The sequence below is a fragment of the Ruegeria sp. BHSC026 genome (assembly GCF_059613065.1).
The window spans coordinates 70,032-76,994 of the sequence record NZ_JBXWRV010000013.1; the positions used below are offsets into that span (position 1 = coordinate 70,032).

The following is a 6,963-nucleotide window of genomic DNA, read 5'->3' on the forward strand; positions in this document are numbered from 1 at the left end:
GTTTGCCGGAAGACGACGCGCGTCGGGCGGTGTAGATCGGGAAAGGTTGGACTTTTCCACCGCATTCCCTCAGGGTCCGGTCGGAAACACCGCGGGCGCCGTTGACGGCGGCTTACACCGCATTTCACACCGGACCGGCGCAGCAGAGAGCATCAGATGCGATACGACACCAAGCCCTATGACCAGATCCAGGTCGGAGAGACCGCCGAACTCGAACGCGTGTGCAGCGATGACGATCTGTTGGCTTTTGCCGCGGCCTGCGGCGATCACGGCGCGTTGCATTCCGCCTTGCCCGAAAGCGGCAAGCTGGTTGCGTCTCCGGCCTTTGTCGGCGGGCTGGTTTCGGCGGTCGTGGGCAATCTTTTGCCCGGCTTGGGTGCGGTTCAGAAATCCTGCACCTTCGACCTGGCGACGCCCGCCGCCGCAGGAGACGCGTTGCTGGCCCGAGCGACCGTGGCCGAAAAGCGCCCGAACCGCGAGGTGCTGCTGGAGGTCGCCGTGACCCGTCCGAGCGATGGCGCCTTGATCCTGTCAGGCCAGGTCGTGGCGGTCGCGCCGGACCGCCCCGTGCCGGTCGACGGGATCGAAACACCAGGAGTTGTCGTTCTGCGTCACCGTCACTTCGATGCGTTGGTGCAGAAATCCCGGCCGCTCGACCCCATTCCGACGGCGGTTGCCGCCCCCGAGGACGCCAATTCGTTGGGCGGGGCCATGCTGGCGGCGCGCGAAACGATCATCCATCCCATTCTGGTCGGCGACCCGGCCAAGATCCGTGCGGCCGCGCAAGAGCTTGGCGTCACGCTGAACGGCGTCGAGATCGTCGAGGCCGCCTCGCATGCCGATGCGGCCAGCCTGGCTGTTGACCTGGTGGCGGATGGCCGCGCCCGGGCGCTGATGAAAGGTCATCTTCATACCGACGATCTGTTGCGGGCGGCCCTTCGGCGCGAGCGCGGCTTGCGGGCTGGAAGGCGCTTCACGCATGTCTTCGTCATGGATGTGCCCGGCCAGCCGCACCCGATCCTGATCACCGATGCGGCGATCAACATCGCGCCGGATCTGGAGACCAAAGTGGACATCACCCAGAACGCAATCGACCTTGCCAGGTCGCTGGGCTTCGCGACGCCCAAGGTGGCCGTGCTTTCGGCGGTCGAGACGGTGAATCCTGCGATTCCGTCCTCGGTCGACGCGGCGCTGCTGTCGAAGATGGCGGACCGCGGGCAGATCACGGGTGGTCTGGTCGAGGGGCCGTTGGCCATGGACAACGCCGTCAGCCTGGACGCGGCCCGCACCAAGGGCATCATGTCGCCGGTGGCCGGGCAGGCCGAGATCCTGGTCGTGCCCAATCTGGATGCGGGGAACATGCTGGCCAAGCAACTGGCCTATGTCGCCAACGGAAAGGCTGCCGGGGTCGTTTTGGGTGCCCGGGTGCCGATCATTCTCAACAGCAGGTCCGACGACGACAAGGCCCGTTTGGCATCATGCGCCATCGCCGCCCTGCATGCGGCCCGGACCAGAGGCGTTGTCACATGAGCCATGTGGTCACCCTGAACGCCGGCTCGTCTTCTCTGAAATTCAGCCTGTTCACGCTGCACAAGGATGACCCGGTGGCGATCTGCACCGGCGCGGTCGAGCGCATCGGTAGCCCCGAGCCGACCATCGCAGCCAAGACATCGGATGGCCGGGTCCTCGGAGGCGACGAGGTCGGGCCCATCGCGGATCACATGGCGGCGATGAACCGGGTTCTGGATCTGTTGACCCAATGGTTTCCAAAGGCCGAAATCGTGGCCGTCGGGCATCGTATCGTCCATGGCGGACCAAAGCATGATCGCCCAATTCAGCTGACACCAGACAGCCTGCGCGCGCTGGAAGATCTGGCGCCCTTCGCGCCGCTGCATCAACCCTACAACCTGCAAGGGGTGCGCGCCGCGATCGAGCGTTTTCCCGAGGCAGTTCAGGTCGCCTGTTTCGACACGGCCTTTCACCGCCACCATCCGTGGGTGAACGATACCTTTGCACTACCGACCGAATATTACGACATGGGCGTGCGGCGCTATGGGTTCCACGGGCTCAGCTATGAATACATCGCGGACCATCTGGCCAAGACCGCGCCTCTTTTGCATGGGGGGCGGGTGATCGTGGCCCATCTGGGCAATGGCGCGTCGATGTGCGGCTTGATCCATGGGCGTTCGGTGGGGTCCAGCATGGGCTTTACGGCTCTGGACGGCCTGCCCATGGGGACCCGCTGCGGCCAGCTTGACCCGGGCGTTGTGCTGTATCTGATGCAGCAGAAAGGCATGACTGCGGACGAAATCACCGAGTTGCTGTATTGCAAGTCGGGTCTGCTTGGCCTGTCCGGCCTGTCCAACGACATGCGCACGCTCGAGCAGGCGGATACCGGGGCCGCGCGCCGCGCCATCAGCTATTTCAACTTTCGCGCCCGGCGCGAGATGGGCGCCCTGGCAGCCGTTCTGGGCGGGCTGGATGCGGTGGTGTTCACCGGCGGGATCGGCGAAAATTCGGCGCTGGTCCGTGAACGCATCTGCGTCAACATGGGCTGGCTGGGAATCGAACTGGACCATGACGCCAATACCGAGCATGCGCGGATAATCTCGACGCCCTTGTCGCGGGTTCAGGTCATGGTGATTCCCACCAACGAAGAATTGGTGATCGCCCGTGCGGCCGCGCGGTTCGTCTATCCCCACATGTACGAGGCACTTCTGGACAAAGCGGCGGCCCGGACGGCCTGAACCGATGCGTCAGACGCAGCCAAAATTCCTTGGAGCGTCAAAAAAATGTCGGGACTACGGGAAACCCCCAATTTTGGCGGGGCTGCGCTTGGGCTAGTTTCTGATTAACCAAGGTTGAACTTGGCCTACCACTTTCCCCGCGAGGGGCTGGCTACCTACCCCCTCGGCCGGCCCCTCGAAATTCTTGACGATCGCGATCTGATTGTGCCCCAGGGTTGGGCTTGTTCGGACTACGCCGTGAGTTGCGACTGGATCAGTTGGGGCAGGTCGAGAAATTCGTCAAACGTGGAATGATGCGGGATCCGAGCGACTGGCGATTTCCGGTAGCCGCGGGAAAACAGCAGAAACGGCACGTTTGCCCCCTGCGCGGTTTCCGCATCAACCTCGCTGTCGCCGACGAATATTCTGACCGGATGCTGGCCCAAAGCGTCGAATGCGGCGTTCAGATGATCGGGGTCGGGCTTGCGCACGGGCAAGCTGTCACCGCCGATCACCGCGTCGAAGTAGGGCTCCAGATTCAGCGCCTGCAGAATGTGTCGTGCCGGTGCCTCGGGCTTGTTGGTGCACAGACCCAAGGACATGCCCGCCTGCCGTAGGGCTTCCAACGCCTCTTGCACCCCCGGATAGGGACGCGTCCGTGCGCTGGACGCGTTTGCATAGTGGCGCAGGGTCGCCTGGGTCAGTTTTCCGTGCCTGTTCATGTCCATGTCGCAATGGACCATCACCCGCTCCACCAGCTTGGGCAGGCCATTGCCGACGAATCCTCGGATCGTTTCTTCGGGCAGGGGCGCAAGGCCCTGATCGGCCAGCATCCGGTTTGCCGCCGCCGCGATGTCGGCCAGGCTGTCCACCAGCGTGCCGTCCAGATCAAACACGATTGCCGCCGTCATCCTTGTCCCTTCCGTCGGTCATCCGCCCCGGCCTAGCGGGCCTGCCGATGGGGCGCAACGGTTCGGTTGAAAAACCGGCTCTTGACATACCTTAGTATTTTTATCAGATTAAGAGCGTAAACGCATAGCCAACCCGGCGCCGGGCCAGCCAAATCCATGAAAACCGAACGGAAAAGGCGCTTTGCCTGAACACAACCGGAGATGACCCGATGAACGCGCAGAACCCGAATCCGACCCAAGCCTATGCCGTTTCGATGCTGCCGGCCCACAAGGCCGAGGATCTGACCCAGGGCGGCAACCTGGCCCATATCGAGCTGGGCGACCAACTTTACACCCTGCGCATCACCCGCGCGGGAAAATTGATCTTGACGAAATGAGCGGCGCATCCACCCGGGGCGGCGCCCCGGTCGGGCGGCTGGCGGATCTGACACCGATCGAGGCTGGCGCCGTCATGTATCTGCGGATGTGGAGTGACGGTGCCGCCGGCCGTGCCGACGCGGCGCATGATTTCGACATCGCGCTCGGCGCCGATCATGGGCAGCTGGCTATGCTGGCGCTGGATCGTCTGTGCAGCCTGTGCGCCCATCACGGCCGCCGTCCCCTGATCCGGCACGAGCTGGGTTGCGCCTGTCTGGGCGCGGACGAAAGCTGTTTCGCGCAGATGATCGCCGCGGCCTCGGAAGGGGCGCGCGAGGATGCGATGATGCTGGCGGCCTTGATCGTACGCCCCGACTTCGCACCCGCGCTGGCGTCGCTGTCCGAACAGTTCGGGCTGGCTCTGCGGCGCATGACCACCGCCATCCCACTGCCGAGCACCGGCCATCAGATCCCCTCGGCCGTGCTGCATTGACAGCGCGGTCAACTGCCTGGCCGAATCCGGCCGGGGCGTATCTTAGCAGCAGCCGCACCCTTCATGGTGATGGGTGTGGTTACAAACCGGGGCAGGGGCATAGTCGCCCACCTCGGCCAACACAGACCGCAGCGCCCACAGGATCATGTCCACATCCTCGGCCTCGATGGTCAGAGGCGGGCGGATCTTCAGAATGTTGTCCTTCGGCCCCTCGCTGCCGATCAGGATGCGGTGGTCCCGCATGCGGTTCTTGACGTATCGGCAGATCTCGGTGCCTTCCGAGCCGTCGGGGTTGATCAGTTCGACCCCAAGAAACAGGCCCATGCCCCGCACGTCGCCTACGCAAGCGAACTCGGCCTCGATCGCGCGCAGACCATCCATCAGCCGTGCGCCCATCACGCGGGCATTCTCCTGCAGGCCCTCGTCATCGACGATGTCCAGCACCTCTTTGCCGATCCGGCAGGACAGGGTCGAGCCGCCGAAGGTTGAGAAGAACTCGATCCCGTTGTCGAAACTGTCGGCGATCTCGCGCGTGGTGGCCAGCACGCCCAGAGGGTGGCCGTTGCCGATGGGCTTGCCCAGAACCACGATATCTGGTGACGCGCCCTGATGCTCGAAGCCGAAGTAGTACTCGCCCAACCGGCCCAGGCCTGTCTGCACCTCGTCGGCAATGCAGACGCCGCCGGCGGCGCGGATTTTTTCGTAAACCGCCGGAAGATAGCCGTTGGGCGGGATGATCTGCCCCCCGACCGAGGGGAAGGTCTCGGCGATGAACCCGGCCACCCCGTGCCCCTTGCGCTGAAGGGCGACAATCGCGTCGTCCACAAGGTCGGCATATTTGCGCGCGCGGTCGGGGTCGTCGCGTTTGAACCGGCCGCGATAATCGTCGGCCACCTCGACCAGTTCGACCCAATCGGCCTGACCCACGCCGCCGGGCTTGTTGAACTTGTAGGCCGAAATGGCCACCGCCGCATTGGTGTTGCCGTGATAGCCGTGATCGGGCGTCACCATACCTTTGGCCCCGCTATACGCCCGGGCAAGGCGCAGGGCCAGCTCGTTGGCCTCGGTGCCCGAGTTGACGAAGAAGCACACCTGCAGGTGATCGGGCAGCTTCGACAGCAGCTTGTCGGCAAATTCCACCTGCGCGGGGTGCAGATAGCGGGTGTTCGAATTCATCCGCTTCAACTGATCCACCGCGACGGCCTGAATGCGCGGATGCGCGTGCCCCACATGCGGCACGTTGTTGTAGGCATCCAGATAGGGCCGCCCCCATTCGTCGAACAGGTGATGTTTCCACCCACGCACCAGCATCACCGGGTCGTCATAGGTCAGGCTCAGGTTGCCGCCGAAATGCGCCCGCCGTTTGTTCAGGATCTCGGCCTTGTCGGTCGGGCGATAGAAGACCTTCTCGTCTGGCAGGTTCAGCAGGGCTGCCGGGTTCGGGCAGACCGCATGCCACAGGTCCAGCTCGTCCGGGTCAGCGACACCGGGCCAGTCGGCCTGCATGCCGGCTGTGGTCAGGGCCAGCTGGAAATGCACATGCGGCGCCCAGCCGCCGTTCTGGCCAGCATCGCCCAGCCGGGCGAACGCCGCCCCCTGCGCCACCGGATCGCCGGGTTTCAAGCGGTCACAGACCTCGGGATCCAGATGTCCATATAGCGTATAGAACGCGTCACCCTCGGGGGTTTCGTGATGCAGGATCACCACGCCGCCATAGTCCAGATGGTTCGCCCGGTTCTCGACCGCCTCGACCCGACCGCTCAGCGGCGCCAGCAAAGGCGTCCCCGCGGGAGCAAACACATCCACCGCCAGATGTACCGTGCGCCGGTCCGACGCCTTCCACGGACCCTTGCGGAACGTCGGCTCGGCATAGATCAGGCGCGGTTCGTTGTAATAGCCCAGCCACAACCCATCGCCGAATTCCGCGCCCACCCGCGCGGCCTCGTCCAGCGGCATGTGAAACGGGTTCTGCGGCCAGGTCGAGTTTTCGACCGACAGCGAACCCATCGGAACGTTCGACAGATCCTGTCCCAACAGCTGCGCAAACTGACCACGATGTTCGGACAGGTACGCGTGAATGCGCTCGGCCCCGTCGGTGACGGGCAGCCCGCAGGCCGCGCGCAGCCGCGCCGGCATCAGCTCGCCATTGACCGAACCATCCTCCAGGAACCGCCAGGCCGGTGCCTGGCTGATGGTCACATACGGGTCGTCCGGGTTTTCAGCGGCCATCAGCGTGGAATTGACGACCGACACGGCCAGCCGCATCCGCAGCAGAGGCCAGATCAGGTCCACTTCCTGCGGGCGCAGTCGGTTTGCGGCGTGATAGCCCCGCACCAGCGCGGCCAGTGCCCGTTCGGGGTGCGGGTGATCCAGCACCACATACGCCCCGGCGATCGCCAGTTCGCACACCCGCGGCGCGGCGCACATGTCGCCCAGATCGATCAGGCCCGAAACCTGCCGGCGCTCCGACAGCTCT

6 protein-coding genes are annotated in these 6,963 nt (G+C 64.5%); 4 read left to right on the top strand and 2 right to left on the bottom strand.

Annotated features, from left to right (window positions below):
• The first annotated feature begins 156 nt into the window (after positions 1-156).
• Both AC2FME_RS14835 and AC2FME_RS14840 read left to right on the top strand, forming a co-directional pair.
• Positions 157-1,530: a bifunctional enoyl-CoA hydratase/phosphate acetyltransferase gene (locus AC2FME_RS14835; protein WP_496800822.1), complete on the top strand. Its 1,374-nt coding sequence runs from the start codon at positions 157-159 to the stop codon at positions 1,528-1,530.
• On the top strand, positions 1,527-2,747 hold the full coding sequence (locus tag AC2FME_RS14840; protein ID WP_496800823.1) for an acetate/propionate family kinase: 1,221 nt from the start codon (positions 1,527-1,529) through the stop codon (positions 2,745-2,747). Before AC2FME_RS14835 ends, AC2FME_RS14840 begins: the two co-directional genes overlap by 4 nt.
• 230 nt (positions 2,748-2,977) lie before the next feature.
• Here the strand turns inward: AC2FME_RS14840 and gph are convergent, their stop codons facing one another.
• The gene (gene gph, locus AC2FME_RS14845; protein ID WP_496800824.1) at positions 2,978-3,637 is read right to left on the bottom strand and encodes a phosphoglycolate phosphatase; all 660 of its coding nucleotides are present in this window, start codon (positions 3,635-3,637) and stop codon (positions 2,978-2,980) included.
• Positions 3,638-3,846: 209 nt separating this feature from the next.
• On the opposite strand from gph, the gene hemP reads away from it, so the two are divergent.
• Positions 3,847-4,014, top strand: coding sequence for a hemin uptake protein HemP (gene hemP, locus AC2FME_RS14850; protein ID WP_005978533.1), 168 nt, complete (start codon positions 3,847-3,849; stop codon positions 4,012-4,014).
• Complete coding sequence (locus tag AC2FME_RS14855; protein ID WP_496800825.1) at positions 4,011-4,487, top strand: hypothetical protein; 477 nt, start codon at positions 4,011-4,013, stop codon at positions 4,485-4,487. The genes hemP and AC2FME_RS14855 overlap by 4 nt, the downstream gene beginning before the upstream one ends.
• A gap of 42 nt (positions 4,488-4,529) precedes the next feature.
• On the opposite strand, the gene AC2FME_RS14860 is transcribed toward AC2FME_RS14855, so the two are convergent.
• On the bottom strand, positions 4,530-6,963 hold a 2,434-nt coding region (locus tag AC2FME_RS14860; protein ID WP_496800826.1), incomplete at its 5' end, for an aminotransferase class III-fold pyridoxal phosphate-dependent enzyme.

Coding starts and splice junctions, on each gene's coding strand:
- AC2FME_RS14835 (WP_496800822.1), top strand. CDS start 157: ATGCGATACGACACCAAGCCCTATGACCAGATCCAGGTCGGAGAGACC.
- AC2FME_RS14840 (WP_496800823.1), top strand. CDS start 1,527: ATGAGCCATGTGGTCACCCTGAACGCCGGCTCGTCTTCTCTGAAATTC.
- gph (WP_496800824.1), bottom strand. CDS start 3,637: ATGACGGCGGCAATCGTGTTTGATCTGGACGGCACGCTGGTGGACAGC.
- hemP (WP_005978533.1), top strand. CDS start 3,847: ATGAACGCGCAGAACCCGAATCCGACCCAAGCCTATGCCGTTTCGATG.
- AC2FME_RS14855 (WP_496800825.1), top strand. CDS start 4,011: ATGAGCGGCGCATCCACCCGGGGCGGCGCCCCGGTCGGGCGGCTGGCG.